Origin of the sequence: Paenibacillus sp. FSL F4-0122 (assembly GCF_038002845.1) — a bacterium.
Lineage (GTDB): Bacteria > Bacillota > Bacilli > Paenibacillales > Paenibacillaceae > Paenibacillus_AQ > Paenibacillus_AQ odorifer.
In genome coordinates, this window is sequence record NZ_JBBODI010000001.1 from 6713935 (window position 1) to 6727841 (window position 13907).

15 protein-coding genes are annotated in these 13907 nt (G+C 41.9%); 4 read left to right on the forward strand and 11 right to left on the reverse strand.

Annotated elements, in window-relative coordinates; all coding sequences use genetic code 11:
• Window positions 1–5 precede the first annotated feature (5 nt).
• On the reverse strand, window positions 6–806 hold the full coding sequence (locus tag MHH49_RS29630; protein WP_076100741.1) for a cupin domain-containing protein: 801 nt from the start codon (window positions 804–806) through the stop codon (window positions 6–8).
• A 183-nt stretch (window positions 807–989) separates the two neighbouring features.
• Here MHH49_RS29630 and MHH49_RS29635 point away from each other — a divergent pair, with 183 nt between their 5' ends.
• Window positions 990–1847 (forward strand): alpha/beta hydrolase, encoded by an 858-nt coding sequence (locus MHH49_RS29635; RefSeq protein WP_038570045.1) that lies wholly within the window; start codon window positions 990–992, stop codon window positions 1845–1847.
• Between the two features lie 858 nt (window positions 1848–2705).
• Here the strand turns inward: MHH49_RS29635 and MHH49_RS29640 are convergent.
• Complete coding sequence (locus MHH49_RS29640; protein ID WP_143763155.1) at window positions 2706–3230, reverse strand: hypothetical protein; 525 nt, start codon at window positions 3228–3230, stop codon at window positions 2706–2708.
• Window positions 3231–3415: 185 nt separating this feature from the next.
• On the opposite strand from MHH49_RS29640, the gene MHH49_RS29645 reads away from it, so the two are divergent.
• A complete protein-coding gene (locus MHH49_RS29645) occupies window positions 3416–3685 on the forward strand; it encodes an excalibur calcium-binding domain-containing protein (RefSeq protein WP_076100744.1) in 270 nt (89 codons plus the stop codon).
• 121 nt (window positions 3686–3806) lie between these two features.
• Here the strand turns inward: MHH49_RS29645 and MHH49_RS29650 are convergent, their stop codons facing one another.
• The 4 genes from MHH49_RS29650 to MHH49_RS29665 all read right to left on the reverse strand — a co-directional run bounded on the left by MHH49_RS29650 (window position 3807) and on the right by MHH49_RS29665 (window position 7562).
• Window positions 3807–5432, reverse strand: a complete 1626-nt coding sequence (locus MHH49_RS29650) for a glycoside hydrolase family 9 protein (protein ID WP_076100746.1) — start codon at window positions 5430–5432, stop codon at window positions 3807–3809.
• A 156-nt stretch (window positions 5433–5588) separates the two neighbouring features.
• Window positions 5589–6338, reverse strand: a complete 750-nt coding sequence (locus MHH49_RS29655) for a GTP pyrophosphokinase (protein WP_036689808.1) — start codon at window positions 6336–6338, stop codon at window positions 5589–5591.
• A gap of 68 nt (window positions 6339–6406) precedes the next feature.
• Entirely contained in the window at window positions 6407–6967 is a 561-nt protein-coding gene (locus tag MHH49_RS29660) for a GNAT family N-acetyltransferase (RefSeq protein ID WP_339810845.1), read from the reverse strand.
• A gap of 16 nt (window positions 6968–6983) precedes the next feature.
• The gene (locus MHH49_RS29665; RefSeq protein ID WP_036689805.1) at window positions 6984–7562 is read right to left on the reverse strand and encodes an LOG family protein; all 579 of its coding nucleotides are present in this window, start codon (window positions 7560–7562) and stop codon (window positions 6984–6986) included.
• A gap of 97 nt (window positions 7563–7659) precedes the next feature.
• Between MHH49_RS29665 and MHH49_RS29670 the strand changes: the two genes are divergently transcribed.
• On the forward strand, window positions 7660–7977 hold the full coding sequence (locus tag MHH49_RS29670; protein ID WP_036689803.1) for a MazG nucleotide pyrophosphohydrolase domain-containing protein: 318 nt from the start codon (window positions 7660–7662) through the stop codon (window positions 7975–7977).
• A gap of 83 nt (window positions 7978–8060) precedes the next feature.
• Here MHH49_RS29670 and MHH49_RS29675 read toward each other — a convergent pair whose 3' ends face one another.
• The 3 genes from MHH49_RS29675 to lepB all read right to left on the reverse strand — a co-directional run bounded on the left by MHH49_RS29675 (window position 8061) and on the right by lepB (window position 10905).
• Complete coding sequence (locus MHH49_RS29675; RefSeq protein WP_038570037.1) at window positions 8061–8921, reverse strand: alpha/beta fold hydrolase; 861 nt, start codon at window positions 8919–8921, stop codon at window positions 8061–8063.
• Window positions 8922–9185: 264 nt separating this feature from the next.
• Window positions 9186–10223, reverse strand: coding sequence for an HD-GYP domain-containing protein (locus MHH49_RS29680; protein ID WP_341138724.1), 1038 nt, complete (start codon window positions 10221–10223; stop codon window positions 9186–9188).
• Between the two features lie 184 nt (window positions 10224–10407).
• Complete coding sequence (lepB, locus tag MHH49_RS29685) at window positions 10408–10905, reverse strand: signal peptidase I (RefSeq protein ID WP_036689798.1); 498 nt, start codon at window positions 10903–10905, stop codon at window positions 10408–10410.
• Between the two features lie 155 nt (window positions 10906–11060).
• Here lepB and MHH49_RS29690 point away from each other — a divergent pair, with 155 nt between their 5' ends.
• Entirely contained in the window at window positions 11061–12038 is a 978-nt protein-coding gene (locus MHH49_RS29690; RefSeq protein ID WP_341138725.1) for an alpha/beta hydrolase, read from the forward strand.
• 82 nt (window positions 12039–12120) lie between these two features.
• Here the strand turns inward: MHH49_RS29690 and MHH49_RS29695 are convergent, their stop codons facing one another.
• Both MHH49_RS29695 and MHH49_RS29700 read right to left on the reverse strand, forming a co-directional pair.
• Window positions 12121–12522, reverse strand: a complete 402-nt coding sequence (locus MHH49_RS29695; RefSeq protein ID WP_036689795.1) for a DUF4265 domain-containing protein — start codon at window positions 12520–12522, stop codon at window positions 12121–12123.
• Window positions 12523–12888: 366 nt separating this feature from the next.
• On the reverse strand, window positions 12889–13749 hold the full coding sequence (locus MHH49_RS29700; RefSeq protein WP_076274269.1) for an SDR family oxidoreductase: 861 nt from the start codon (window positions 13747–13749) through the stop codon (window positions 12889–12891).
• Between the last annotated feature and the right edge of the window lie 158 nt (window positions 13750–13907).

The following is a 13907-nucleotide window of genomic DNA, read 5'->3' on the forward strand; positions in this document are numbered from 1 at the left end:
TTAGTTTACTCTTGGTTATTTGGATACTGGTAATGCGGCTGCTGCTGTACATAGGGTTGTTGGCGATAATGCTGATCATAACCCTGCGTATAGTACCCTTGCATCGGGTAAGGCTGATAATTAAAGGCTTGTGTAGCTGGAGGCATTTGTGAAGATATCGGGATGGGTTGTGCCTGCATATGAGCGTATGGATTCATATTTGGCTGCATATTAGGATGCATATTTGGGGCCATGTTAGGGGCCATATTAGGAGCCATATTGCTGCTGCCCATTACTTTATCTTCTTCGCAGCAGTCAGCAGGAGGGCCGATGAAGGTTCCCGGCTTGATTGGAGCAAGAGCTTCTTTTACCTTAGCTTCATTTAAGCAGTAAGTATGGGCTAATACATTTGCCGGGGTTTTGCTAAGAATATCCGAACCTAAAATGACCTCAGGAATAGGTGCGTCAAAAATCGCGAGCAGATGTGTATTATCCACAGTAGCTACCTCATAATGCCACCAGCCTTGCGGCACGTTTGCCACTTGACCCGGACAAATCGGAAAATGCAGAAGTTCATTTGTGAACGGATTGATTAAAGACACTACCGCTGAACCGCAGATACAATATACAAGCTCTGCAGCATTTTGATGATAATGAGGTTCCACAACATTTGATTTGCTAAGAAAAATATCCAGCAGCGATATGTTCTCAAGCGTGTTCAATTGTTTAATCGACAGCAAGTTAATGAAGTTGTTGGCATCTTTTTTAAAAAGTGTATTGGTGTTCACATCAAAAGTAAACTCTGTATTGGGGGACGTATAGTCCATGTATGAAGTCACTTTTTTTCCTGCCTTTCTGTTGCTATAAATTTTTGCTTTTCCTAAACACAAGATATGCGTTTGCCTATGCCTAGGTGCGGAGATTCACTACTCCTGATAAAAATTCATCTTTCTTTTCTAAACGGGGCATCCTCTAAGTATTACACTCTCACCCCACATAGGAGGCATAGTATGAAATCCATTCACACAAAAATAGTGTTAGCGTTATGTATCACTCTCTTTACAATTATGGGTTTCCAGCCTATGAATCTCAGTTCCACGGTTGAGGCCGCCAATAACAAAACATCATCGAAACAGGCGCCTCTTACATTTGTTCTAGTTCATGGGTCTTGGGCTACTGCTGGTTTTTGGGATCAAACGGCCGCCGCACTTCGCAGCTTAGGACACACCGTCTATACTCCGGAATATGCCGGTCATGGCGGGGACAAAAACAATAATGTAACGCATGCGCAAATTACACAGTCTGTTGTCGACTTTATCAAGCAAAAAGACTTAAAGGATATCATTCTGCTCGGACATAGCTTTGGTGGATCGGTGATCCAAACCGTCTCTCAGCAAGTACCGGATCGGATCAAACGTCTGGTATTCTTCGATGCCTTCGTACCGCTGGATGGGCAAAGTCTGGCGGACCAATTTCCAGCTGATTCGCTTAAGTACTTTGAACAGCTAAGAGATACTTCCGGCAATAACACCATAACGCTCCCCTTTCCTCTCTTCCGGGATACATTCGTCAACACCGCCAGTCTTGCGGAAGCGCAAGCTTTTTATAAAAAAGCTCCTCCTGAGCCAGCAAGTCCACTTTTCGAAAAGCTTGATCTCAAGAAATTCTACAGTCTCCAGATCCCCAAAAGTTATCTTTATCTAACGGAGGACACCGCGATACCGCAAGGTCCATACGGATTCCATCCTACACAATCCAGTCATTTAGGCGTCTTCCGCTTCATCGAGGGCAAAGGAGATCACATGACCACCGTTCGAACCGAACCCAAAATGCTGGCGGAATTGATGGTGAAGGCGGGAAGAGATTAGTCGCTAACAGCTGGATAGTCTAGGTAGCTGTTGTGGCTTGAGCTGGGGTTCGCGAGCTGGGCTGGTGACGTGAGCTGAGCTATGCGATGTGAGTTGCGATGTGAGTTGCGCTGTGTAATGCGAGCTGGGCTATGCGACGTCAGTTGCGCTGTGTAATGCGAGCTGGGCTATGCGACGTCAGTTGCGCTGTGTAATGCGAGCTGGGCTATGCGACGTCAGTTGCGCTGTATGATATGAGCTGGGCTGGTGACGTATGCTACACTCTATAATGCAAGCTGGGCTATGCGACGTCAGTTGCGCTGTGTAATGCGAGCTGGGCTATGCGACGTCAGTTGCGCTGTATGATATGAGCTGGGCTGGTGACGTATGCTATACTCTATAATGCAAGCTGGGCTTTGTGATGCTGAGTTGGCCTTCCACTCTGGGCTGAACATTGCGACTCCAAATCCACTGGAGCTTGGCGGTGATCGGACCGAGGAGCTCTTATTTTCACAATTTCGGCGATTTAGCCATGCTATCGGACTCAGATGCAGCTATTCACCCAAAAGTACTCCTATAATGCGTGATTTCAGGGGAATAAGAGCCATACAGTCCGAAACTCTCGCCAGAACGATCATAATGCCAAAATAGCTGCAATACGGTCCGTAACGATGTCTGACGCGAGGTTTCTTAATTAATCACCAACGTAGGCTGATGATTTGTGACTCGAGCTGGCATTGCCACTCTGGGCTGAACATTGTCACTGATGATTTGTGGAGAAACAGACCGCGTGGACTGAACGATTGTGCTTTCGAATCAAAAAAAGAGCAAGCGTATGGGAATCCCCTAATACGCTTGCTCTTTTTATCCATAACATACCTACTTCCTAGGCAATCCGCCACGCGGCAGCTCAGGGTCCGATGTCACTCCGGTAATCACCCAGCTATTCTTCTCTTGCACAAGTGAGATTGTCAAAAATATAGAAGGTGCTGGTCCACTTGAAGTCGCAGTATCCAAACGCATTTCTATGACCTCTGAGTTCTTGTTAATTATCGTTTCTTTAGTGACCTCGTAGTTCGTGATCCAGGGGCTGGAGACACCCGTTACCCAGTTTAGTTCAACAAACCGCGGATACATAATCTTTTTGAATTCTTTAGAGAAGATCGAATATTGAATCGAGGCATTCCGATGCTGTAATCCGAACCCGTATAGCTCTGATGCTTGAATTGCAGAAGGTAATATAATGCGCTTGGACTCCGGAGCTGGCTTGGGCATAGCCGATAGCAGTTCTCCATTAACGCGAGTCATAGTAACGGGGGCTGATGCACCCAAGGCCATTCCCGGCAGAAGCAACAACCCTGCAATTAGAGCAGTCGCCATTTTCTTTTTGCTAATTAGAATCACCTCATTCGTAGCCTGTTCACTACATGTGAATTGAATCTAATTATTCCCCCACTTCACTCATAAATATGTACACTGTTTCCAAATCCACCAATAATGTATACCTCAATGAATTAAACTGGTAATATAAAATACATACGATACTACGCAATCATCAATTCCATTAGATTTTTATAGGAGATGTTCTCATGAAAAAAATCTTAAACATTTGTCTAGCATCAGGCCTGCTACTCACTCTATCCGTCGTTACCTTAAATACAGCAAGCGCAGAATCCAAGGTCAAAACCTACAAAAACTGCTCGGAGCTAAACAAAGATTACAAAGGTGGAGTTGCTATTTCCAGCTCAACCAAGAACAAAGGCGGCAAAACGAAAAATAAACCCTATGTATCGAAAGAACTCTATAATGCCAATAAAAAAAGCGACCGTGACAAAGACGGAATCGCTTGTGAGAAATAGGCTTAACCTTGCTCAATCATTTGCTTGAGCCTTAGATCCCGCGTGAATATCGCATTTCAACTATAAAAAAGAGAAAGACATCCAGATCCAGGACGCCTTTCCCTATTCGAACTATTGCTTTTTATTGATTAAACCGGGCCACAACAAACACCGCAGGTGAATTCCAATAGATCGTCACTTCATTCGTAGAATAGCTAAGCTCATGATCGACAAAGCACTGCGCAGCTGGTTTTCCCTGTAAATGCTCAACTACATATTCATCATGCAGCCCACGATCTGGCCCCCCTGACACCAATCCTGGCACCGGATCAGCCACTTGGTCACCTACAGAAGGGCGATGATGCGGATTCATCACGGCATGATCCCCAAATCCGGTAACATAGCTGATATCCAATACGTTACGCCCCATCAGATAATGTAGATGATCTAAGGCACAGTCCGCAAAACCGGAGTCTCCACTAAAATATTCAGCCGCCAGCAGCAGCATTGCATTGTTCATTACAAGCATATTACTGCCCCAGATATAGTCCTCCTCTTTTAAAGAGATCCTATAGCCCTCCTCACGACTCTGTTCCACTAATCGTTGCGCCTCAGCAACAAGCCCTTCTTTTAACGAGACATATAAAGCACGTTCTGCTTGCTCCTCACCATTTAACAGATAAGCAATAGTGCCATAGCCCCCCATATCACCCCAGCCTAAACTGTATTTTGGAAAAGCCAGCTGCACTAGCTGGAGAACAGCTTGATGATACTCCTCTTTCCCTGTCGTACGATACAGCTCCGCCGCTGCCCAATACCGCTCGTCCTTATCGACTCCATCCCCGTATTCTCCAGTGCTAATCTCAGGCGGATTCGTAAAACCGTGTACATCTGGATGCTGAACAAGCCATTCCCATGCTGCCCCTGCAGCATCCAGACATTTCCGCGCATAAGCAGCATCAAAAGACTCGTACACTCTTGCAGCCATAGCCATAACCCCAGCAAAATCTCCAGTAGCAGTAGCAGATATTGGTGAGAAGTACAGATCCGCTGTATCGTCCTCAGGCATAACATCCAGTCCAGGAAAGCTTAGCGTAGTCAGTTTATGGTATACACCACCTGTTGCGGAGTCTTGCATTTTAAACAACCAATCGAGCTCCACCTTGCATTCCAGCAGCACATCTGGCGTAGATCCATCACTTTCAGGCAATGGGATAGCGCTTACAAAAGCCGAGGGATATAATTCATATGCAAGCAGCATATCCGCGATAGCTTTCGCTCCGGGACCGCTATATTTTCCATAATCACCTGCATCATGCCAGCCACCCGAACAGTCTAGTTGAAGATCCGGTTGCCCATATACAATCCCTTTTGCGGTATGACACGCCTTGTGCTTCCAATCTTCAGCATATTCTTCAGTCAATTCAACGCCACAGCGATAATAATAGAAAGCTTTCAGCAAGCCCTGTTGAAGCTCATGATAAGGCTGATCTGAGATTGTAAAGGATGCCGAAGCTACACCCTCGCCCTGCTCAATCCGATATCTTCCCTCAGCCTTGACCTCCGAGAAATCACCTGTGTGCAAAGTTACTCCACTGGCTTTATCAAATCTTCCAGCATCTGAACTACCTTTGAACACAATAGTCCCGCTATCAACATCAACTACCTGAAAATCATGCTCAGCACCTGTAAATACTGCGATTTTTTCTCCATCCAGCGGATATCCGATTTGATTCACAGTAATGGCGCGAAGTGTACGCTCGCTCATCTTCATTCTCCTTTTATGTAAAAATGATGAAGCTGAAGTAACCTTTCTCTTCTAGTTGAGAATACTCTATTCTAGTTATCTATGGCAATGATGTATACAAGAAAAAACCTAGAGTCACCCGAAACGAAACGGATAACTCTAGGCGGACAAAACAGCTTATTTATCGTCAAGCAGTTTAATAAAGTTAGCTGGAAGTGTGAACTGCTTATTATGAACCACTATACGGCGAAGCTCCTCCTCGAAAGAGCTAAGATCATCTTCATCATCGTCTTTAATTTCTTTTATATCTCGGTGCAGACGCTCCATTTGCAGATCAAGAGCATGGGCGGCATCCGCCGCATTTTTCAGCTCACGAGTCATGCTCTCAGGTACTGATTTATTATATTTATAAAAGATTTTATGTTCGAGGCTTGCCCAGAAATCCATAGCAATGGTACGAATTTGAACTTCTACACAGACAAGCTCCTGGCGATCGGACATAAAAACAGGGACTTGAATCAGCAAATGAAGACTCTGATATCCGTTAGGTTTAGGATTCTTAATATAATCCTTTACCTCAAGAACCGTTAGATCATCCTGCTTCTGAAGCATCTCACTAACATGATAGATATCAGAGATAAAAGAACAGGTGATCCGCAGACCAGCGATGTCTTTAATACAATTTTTCACTGAATTCAGCGATAATTCACCATTTTTGCGCAGCATTTTGTTCATGATACTCTCTGGTGACTTAATACGCGATTTGGTATGTTCAATTGGGCTGTAATCATGCAGAGACTGAAACTCCTGTTTTAGGATCTCAATCTTTGTTTCCATCTCATCCAATGCAAATTTATAAATCAACATGAAACGAGTGATATCGTGCTTAAGCTTCTTAAATTGTTCAATTTGATTCTCGGGGGTCATTATCTCATTTCTCCTCTTGTAGCGTTTCTCTATATTTATCATAGCCAATCCACTAGTGAAATTCAAATTCAGCGGTATTCACTTTTCAATTTAGAGAAGACAGCAAGATCCACATACCGACCTTTTTCGAACTCATGTTGCCTTAAGACCCCTTCTTTGTAGAAGCCGAGCTTATTCATCAATATAAGTGACGCCTCATTTTTCGGTTCCACTCTCGCTTCAATTTTATTTAGTCTCATGTTCAAAAAGCCAAACTGCATAACACGGTTCACTACCTCTGTCATAATCCCCTTTCCCCAAAAAGCAGGCATTAAGTCATACCCAATTTCCACACGATGATGATCTTGCTCATAATTCAGAAATCCGCAGGTTCCAATCACTTTTTGAGTCTCACGATCTTCAATCATCCACCGTAAACCGGATTGTTCCTTAAAAATTTTGTCATACCATTTCATTTCATCTATCGCATCCTCGACCGAAATGAAGGGTGTAAATGGCATATATTTCACAACGGCTTCTTGGGAATAAAGTTCAAATATATCATAGCGATCATTTTCTGTTGCTTTACGTAGTGTACATCGTTCAGTTTGTAACACAGGGAAATCAGTAAATGCAAATTCTGAATTCATGTAAGTTCTCCTTTTTCTAGTTGAGCTGTTTCCACTTTTGCTCTAGCGTTTGCGGAACATACTCCTTCAATAGAGTTAAGAGTTCCAACGGCTCGTTGGATACGTTTAGCAGACTGAGATGCGAAGAATTAGAGAAGCCTTCTTGGATACTGTTATGAATCAGATTCAGCAGAGGATCAAAATAATTCCTGATATTTAGAACCCCTACCGGCTTCTTGTGTATGCCAATTTGTGACCAGCACAAAACCTCAAAAAGCTCCTCATACGTTCCAAACCCTCCAGGTAAAGCAATGAAGCCATCTGCCAATTCTCCCATTTTTGCTTTACGGCCATGCATATCTTCTACTTCTATCAACTCCGTTAATTCTCTATGTACCATTTCCCCATTAAATAATCCTCTAGGCATTACCCCGATTACCTCGCCTCCACCATTCAAAACAGCATTAGCGACTTCACCCATTAATCCGATTTTTGAGCCACCGTAAATTAAACGATAATTATTCATAGCCATGTAGTTACCAAGTTCAACAGCTTTAGCTTTATAATCCTCATGTCCCCCTAAATTCGATCCTGCGAAAACACATATTGATTTCAAAATCCCATCTCCAAACTATATATTGATAATGTCCGCTATCTAATATACTATATGTTGGAGTATAAATCATGTGAAAGATTAAGGAGTGCTACATAATATGGAAATTAATGATGTGCAGAAATGGATTAATCATTTTTATGGAGAACGAGGCTGGACTACTTATGGTCCTTTTATAAGAGTGGGATTCTTAATGGAAGAGACAGGTGAAGTAGCACGAGCTGTACGCTCCTATGAAATCGGCAGAGATCGACCGGATGAATCGACTCGCACTCCAGAGCAACTGAAAAACGACTTGATTGAGGAAATCGGGGATGTTCTCGGAAATATCGCATTGTTAGCCGACTTATATGGCATCACTTTAGAAGAGGCTTTTACTGCACATAAAGACAAATTAGTGAAGCGGTTTAATTCCTAGGGACAAAGTAATCCTGAAAAAAATAGGACTACAATCGGCAACACCGAATTGTAGCCCTTCTTTAATTTACTCTTTAAGCCCTGTTAAGCTTTACCGCCTAATGTATGATTCGAAATCGCTTTGATTATGGTTTCCCAATCATCCGGGTGGACTTCGTGGCCCGTTCCTTCCAGGGTTAGAAGCGACGCATTAGGAATTTCCGCAGCAAGTGCCAAGCCATGCTCTATAGGAAGCACCGTGTCTTCTGTGCCGTGGATAACCAAGGTAGGAACCATGATATTTTTTGCCTTGCCCTCGTAGTCGTCATCCCCTGTAAGGAGAGAATGATTAAACATGCTAAGCAAGTTGTTGGCACGTTTTATTTCCATCCTTACTTGTTTATACGCTCTTTTCTCATCGAATTTATGTTTTGAACCACAGAGTATGCCGGAACCTGAAACCAAATAATTGGCTACCGCTTCCTCATTAGACCAATCCAGTGTTGCTCCATCTGCATGGAATGCGAGGATCCGCTCATCCATAGGAGGCAAGTTCCGATCATTATCATCAGATTCGAAAAAACTTGATGCGATCAAGGTTAAGGTTAGAACTTTTTGCGGATGACGTGTAGCAAGGACTTGTGCAATCATTCCGCCTAAGGACATCCCAACGATATTTGCCTGTTCAATATTATAGGCGTCTAGTAACCCAGCGGCATCATTAGCCATATCTATCACGGTATAATTGGAACTCCCAGACTCATAAACAACGGAACGTCCGACATCCCGGTTATCATAACGAATAACGTAACGTCCGGTATCTGCTAATCGCTGACAGAACTCTTCATCCCAATAAACCATAGAACATGTGGCACCCATAATCAGCAATATCGCAGGATTGCTAGGATCTCCAAAACTTTCCGAGCATATATCAATTCCGTTTACTTTTACTATTTTTTCGCTCATTGTTCATTCCTCATTTCATTCGAATTTTATCAATGAATGCACAGTTAAATAAGACTCAATACATTTTCAAAAAAATGGATGATGTCATCATTGAATTGCACCTCAAATTAACGTAAACGAATGAATTTGATAATCACGATAAGCACTCTCCTATTCCATATTGAAGGGTTTTTAACCCAATTCCGATTATAACACAAAAAAGCTATCCCCTGATTTTACGGATCAAGGAGATAGCCTTACTATTCTTCGCCACAAAAATATTCGTTAAATAAATACTTCTTCAACAGTCAAATTACGCTCTTTAGATAAGTCTCTGAACGTAGTCTCATTTATTTTTACCAGAGGTTTGAAAATATCCAACGGATTATTCATAATAATCGTACCTTGCTCACCATTGCTAAGCTGAACGCTCTTACCCACAAAATTCGGCAATAAATGTCCGATCAGAGCTTGTACCGCATTTCCATTCAGCTTGCCAAATCCAAGTTCATGTACCTTGCGAAGAACGTTAATCAGGCCTTGTTTCGGTTGATTTGCTCTTCCTAAGGTCATGCCTACATAAGTATTTGCGACAGCAACAATCTGCGTATACGGGTGCAAGTCCTGTTTACGGAGATTGTTAGGATAACCTGAGCCATCCTCGAATTCATGATGCTGAAGCGCCACTAGTGCGGTCTTTTCGTCATTCATCGATTTAAGGATAATGTCGTATCCATACGTAGTATGACGTTTTAGTTCTTCTGATTCTTCGGGAGTTAAGTTATCCGTCTTATTTAAGATATGTGGAGCAATCTGGCTTTTTCCGATATCGTGCAAATAACCTGCTCTACTAATCTCAAATCTTTCGGCTTTTGTATGACCTAACCAAGTCGCTATGTAAAAGGATAACAGTCCGACCTGCAATGAATGATTGTATGTACTGATATCATCACGTTCAAGCAGCAATAATAAAGAAACGACATCCTTTTGTTCATCCAATTTCTCCAGCAATGGCTGCAGCGTATTATCAACATCCGACTGCGTAAAGCTACCCTTGCTGAGTGCTTCCAGAAATATAGATTCATAGTTTTGGATGGCTTGATCAAAATTACCATCTTTCCCTTGTGCCACATTCATTTCTTCATTATCCAGCGCCATCATGCGTGGTTCAATATCGACATAATCAATCTGATGCCTCATCAGGATGGTGATTTCTTCTCCGTAGACCACTGTCCCCTTCGGAAGCACGTGTAGGCCAACACTATTGAATGTATCTGCTATTAGACAATCGCCATGTTTGAGATCTGTGACATGAGCTTTCAAAATTCAGCACCCCTTACTATATGTAGGTATATTTTACCTTAAGGATAGCTAAATTCTTCCAAAGTAACAATATGGTTAAAGTCTCATTAAACCACTCGGTTAGTTCAAAAGACCCCCGCGACTTCAGCACCCCTAAATCTATTTTTAGAGATTAAGCCTTACATTTATCCGTCTTACACACTACCTAAAAGGGATTGCTAAATTCAGCGATCACTTTCCCAATCAGCTTATCCTTCGACACAAATGGAGTATCCCACAGATGAGCATCATAGCTTATATTCCGGTTATCTCCAAGAAAAAAATAATGATCGGCGGGTACCGTAACCGGTCCAAAAGTGTAATCCATCTGTTCATTGAGGTAAGGTTCGTTAACCTTCGCTCCGTTTCGGTAAAGTTCGCCATCTTTAATTTCCAAGGTATCTCCAGGCAGCCCCATTAGCCTTTTTACATATCTTTTATTCTCATCACCAGCTACAGGTGGCGTAAATACAACAATATCTCCATGCTCCAGTGTGGTCATCCATAACATTTTCTCAACAATTAAGCGATCATTGATTTGAATCGTTGGGATCATAGAGCCCGTTGGAACTCGCATGGCTTCAGCAACATAGGTTCTAACAAACAAAGAAATAACCACTGCGATCATAATACTCGGCAACCATTGCTTCATAAATTTCAACATTATTGCTCACCTCGCATTCATTTTATTGAGTCAAACTTTTTCAGCTGGTTCATATTCAGTTCATATTGTCGTCATGTATAGTTCATCTTCATCGGGTAAGCTTCCTTTAGCGACTCGTTAAGGTAGCTAGAATAAAGCGATTAGAACAGGAGAAGATGCGAGTGAAACCAGAAGAAGAGGTTATAAAAAAAAGGATGAATAAACCGCTGAAAATTATACTTATTTCCTTAGGGGCTTTAGCTACTGCAATAGTACTTTTTCTAGTGACTGTTTTTGTCGCTAATATTTTCCTTAATAAATCGGACCAAGCTAAAATAAAACCCTATGGTCAGTCTGTAAGCGTCGACGGTAAAAATATGAATGTTTTGATTCAAGGAAATGGCGAAGAGACGGTCGTACTCTTACCTGGTTATGGAACGGTGGCACCGGGACTTGATTTTAAACTGCTGATAGATGAACTATCTCCATTTTACAAAGTTGTCGCGATTGAGCCTTTCGGTTATGGATTAAGTGATAGAACTGAAAAAGAACGAACCACGGAAAATATTGTAAGTGAAATTCATGAAGCTGTAAAGCAGCTTAATATTGACCGTTATATTCTAATGGCACACTCTATTTCCGGTATGTACAGTTTGAATTATGTGAACAAATATCCAAACGAAGTGAGTGCATTTGTCGGGATTGATAACAGTATTGCAACAGAAGACAGAACAAATGTTAAAATACCAACAGGAAAATTAAAACTACTTAGAAACTCAGGCTTGGGCAGATTGTTATTTAAAACAAGTGGAAACCCCTATGTTGGATTGCCGTTTGATGATGAAACTAAAGAACAATTGAGATTATTTACACTTAGAAACACTTATAATTACACTCACTTAAATGAAGTGGAACATATGTCTTCTAATTATAAAGGGGCTCTAAATTCAACTTTTCCAAAGGATCTTCCCCTTTTGCTCTTTGTACAAGGGGATGATACTCTCTTAAAAGATTGGATATCATTGCATGAAGAGCAAGTCAAAAATTCTAAACAAGGAAAATTGGTAAAACTTGATGCAGGACATTATCTGCACCATACTAAATCAAAAGAAATCACTGAAAATTTCAAGACATTTATGGAAGAAATAAAATAAAAAGCGTTTCTTCTATTCTCCATGCTGCAGTCATCGTGTGCAAGTTTCCTTGCATTTCATGACGCAGCATTTTTCTTAGTATTCAAATCTCGAACCGCTCAATAATTCGATTCATTTCCCCATCAACATCAATCGAAGTATTCTTAGGAATATGAATGACGAACAAACCGCCAAAGATCAACTCACATTTGCCTTCATTCTCTATAATTCTATGTTTAAAATCTGCAATGGCCGTTGAATCAACAGCCTCTTTGCTAAGCAGCCAAGCGTATCTTTTGAAAGGAGATTTCTGGACGGTCTCTTGGTAATAATAGACTCCATTTTCTTCCTTCACCTGTATAATATCTCCCATTGTAACAGCCGGATTAAAAATCGGTGTCTCTTCAATTCGAAATTTATCTTTGCCAAATGGAGTAACATCGAGGATTTCTATTTCACGGCCATCTGCGTTGAAGCAGATATGGATTCCGGACGATTCTAGCATCGGCACACCTCTATCCTTGTTCAATATCTAATCTTGTTCATTCTAAATAACACAAAACAAAGTAAATACATTAGGCTCGTAATCCCGAACAACCTAAAGATTCCGGGCGTTAATAACATATATAAACTGTAGGGAAAACTCCAGATAAATGCAAGCAGCATTAGCCGACTTCTGTTTAAAAAGACACCTATTGCTAATAACCACGCCGGTAATAACAACATAATTATACTAATTACAAGAGTGGAGCGATTCGTAATCTCAGCATAAGGATTGATGAATATAAAAATTAGCCATAACAAAACGGTCATCAAACTGGACATATAACCTATTAGTTTAATGATTGTTAAATTTATGGATGACTCCATCCTATCCCCTCAATTCTTTCGCAATAATTCTCTCCAGCCATTTCCATGGAAGCAGCGTTTTGCCTAAGATTAAGATTCGCGTGCCTTTGCCGATAGGATAACGTAGCCGTGGTGCTTTCATTTCGGTAATACGACCGATAAGATTAGCCACTTGACTAGGGTCAGGCGCTGTCTCAGCAGTATGTTTGGAATATCGTAGCACAGCGTCAAGACGTTCTTTATACGGAGAATCCTCCTTACGTCGAATTTGCTCCATGCCTTTTCCCCATATCGGTGTACGGAAGGAACCCGGTTCAATTAATACCACCCGTATTCCATAAGGGGACATTTCATGACGCAGGCTTTCGCTGAAACCTTCAACAGCAAATTTAGAAGCTGCATAAGGCGCATAACCTGGAAATCCGGATAATCCGCTTACACTTCCCACATTAATAATCGTGCCGCTCTGCTGTTCTCGCATAATGGGCAGCACAGCTGTTGTCACAGCCACTAATCCAAAAAAGTTCGTCTCCATTTGCCGCCGCCATTCCTCCATAGATATTTCTTCTATGAAACCGCCAATGGCAAAACCTGCATTATTGACTAGAACATCAATTCTTCCAAATGTTTCGTGTACTGAAGATATTGCTATCTCTATAGAATCGCTGTCGGTGACATCCATGGTCATTAAATGAAGCTGCTTTAAAATTCCTGCCTGCTCTGCCTGCTGCACCAGCTCGGCTTTACGGTTTAAATCACGCATGGTTGCTATCACCTTAAACCCCTGTCCAGCCAAATTGAGCGCTGTCAGCAATCCAAATCCACTGGAGGTTCCGGTAATCAGGGCCACTCGATCGTGCCCATACTCTAGATGTGAACTCATATTTACTCCCCTTTGTATTTCACAATTATAAAAACAAGCAAACAAACGTTCTATTGTCCATTGACTATCCATTAATTTCAAGTTATAGTAAGAGCATCTTTTATATTTCTGTGCGGGAGAAGCACCTCGCAAGACAGGCGTCAATGCCTATCTTGGAG